This is a genomic window from Dactylosporangium sp. NPDC000521 (assembly GCF_042898305.1).
In the GTDB taxonomy this organism is placed as follows: domain Bacteria; phylum Actinomycetota; class Actinomycetes; order Mycobacteriales; family Micromonosporaceae; genus Dactylosporangium.
Map to the genome: position 1 here is coordinate 1 of NZ_JBIAYW010000059.1, position 1,811 is coordinate 1,811.

3 protein-coding genes are annotated in these 1,811 nt (G+C 73.5%); 1 reads left to right on the top strand and 2 read right to left on the bottom strand.

All coding sequences use genetic code 11. The features are described 5' to 3' along the window. The coding region (locus ACFY3L_RS54505; RefSeq protein ID WP_389343923.1) for a discoidin domain-containing protein at nucleotides 1-309 on the top strand (309 nt) is incomplete at its 5' end. 88 nt (nucleotides 310-397) lie between these two features. On the opposite strand, the gene ACFY3L_RS54510 is transcribed toward ACFY3L_RS54505, so the two are convergent. Then, the gene (locus ACFY3L_RS54510) at nucleotides 398-1,465 is read right to left on the bottom strand and encodes a LacI family DNA-binding transcriptional regulator (RefSeq protein WP_389343926.1); all 1,068 of its coding nucleotides are present in this window, start codon (nucleotides 1,463-1,465) and stop codon (nucleotides 398-400) included. A gap of 79 nt (nucleotides 1,466-1,544) precedes the next feature. After that, on the bottom strand, nucleotides 1,545-1,811 hold a 267-nt coding region (locus ACFY3L_RS54515; RefSeq protein ID WP_389343928.1), incomplete at its 5' end, for a hypothetical protein.

Genomic DNA, 1,811 nt, shown 5'->3' on the forward strand with positions numbered 1-1,811 from the left:
TCGCTCGCCGTCGACGGCGACCGAGGCACGGCGTGGGTCCCAGGAACGGACGGGCGCATGGTCGTCGATCTGGGACGGTCCGCCGCGATCGGCACGGTCAGGCTGACCTGGAACGGGGCGCAGGCGCCGGCCGCGACCGTGTCGGTCAGCGACGACGGCCTGACGTTCACCGACGCCGGCTCGGTCGCGGCCGGCACGCGGCTCGGCTCGGTCAAGCTGGGCGCCACAGCACGGTACGTCGCCCTGACCACCACGTGGCATCAGGGCGACGCCGGGCTCAGCACCCTGGAGGTGGGCCCGGGCGCATAACGCCATCACTGCGAGGACACGTGGCCGCGGTCACCGACCGCGGCCACGTGTGTCGCCCGCCGACTGAGGGAACGGTCCGCCAGGCCGCTCAGCCGGCGTGCAGCTCCCCGGTCCCGCGGGCAACCAGACGCGTCGGCACGACGACAGTGCGTGTCGGGAGGCTCGGGTCCTGGAGGCGGGTGACCGCCAGCACCGCCGCCTGGCGGCCGAGCTCCTGCGCGTCGTAGCCCACCACCGTCACGCCGAGCAGGTCCGCAAGTTCGAAGTCGTCGAACCCGATGAGTGCGACCCGCAGCCCCGGCGTCGCCGCGGCGCGGTCACGCAAGGCGTGCAGCGCCCCGACGGTGATGACGTTGTTGGCCGTGAGCAGCGCGGTCGGCGCCGGGTCCGCGGCGAGCAATTCGCCGACGAACTGGCGAGCAAGCGCAGCGTCGTGTGCGCCCGCGCGCACGTACCGCTCCGCGTCGGCGATCCCGCCGCGAGCGAGCGCCCCGATGAACTCGTCGCGCCGCTCCTTGAACGTCCACAGATGCGACTCGTCCCCGACGAGCCCGATCCGCTGGTGGCCCCGCGCGATCAGGTGCTCGGCGGCGGCGCGCACGCCGCCGCGGTTGTCCATGACCACCATGTCCGCATCGAGGCCGGGCGCCGGCCGGTCGATGAGGACGACGGGCAGGCCTGCCTCCACCTCGCGCGCGAGGTCTTCATGGTCCTGCCCGACCGGCGTCACGATCAGCGCTCCGACCCGGCGCCCGACCAGCTCGGCCGTGAGCGCGCGCTCGCACTCCGGATCCTCACCGGAGCTGGCGATGATCAGCTGCCTCCGGTGGCGCCGCAGCTCGCACTCGATGCCGCTCGCGACCGCCGAGTAGAAGGGGTTCGCGAGGTCACCGGTGATGAACCCGACAAGATGCGACGCACCGCCCCGCGCGAGGTCCGCCGCGACAGCGTTGAGCCGGAACCCGAGCTCGCGCGCCGCCTCCTGGACCCTCTCCCGGGTCGCCGGCGCGACGTTCGGCTCGCCGTTCAGGGCCCGCGACGCCGTCTTCAGGCTCACGCCGGCCCGCTGCGCCACCGCGGCGAGCGTCGGCCGCCCCCCGCCCCGCGCCGGGGTCCGCGCAGCCACCTCAGGGCCATCGTCCGTCGCAGTCACCATGGAGCGACAATACCGAGAGCGCCACCAGTGCTGTCTCGGGCGCGACAGGCGGCGGTGTTGTGCCGGATGGGAATGACGATCAGGAATCCGTGCCAGAGCCAGGATCAACGGTCGTTGACAGAAGTGGTGTCGGCGGCTTCGACGGCCAGGGTGGCGCCGACGACCGCACCAGTCTCCGCGATCCGCAGACAGAACCGTGCCCCGTCCGCCGGGCCGCCGGCTCGACCCAGAAGCGGAACTGCGACACGAGCTGCTGCAGGTGGGCCGCCGTGCGGGCCAGTTCCTGGCTGGCGGCCTGGGTCTCGGTGATGCTGGCCGCGGCCGTCTGGGAGGCCTCGGCGACGCC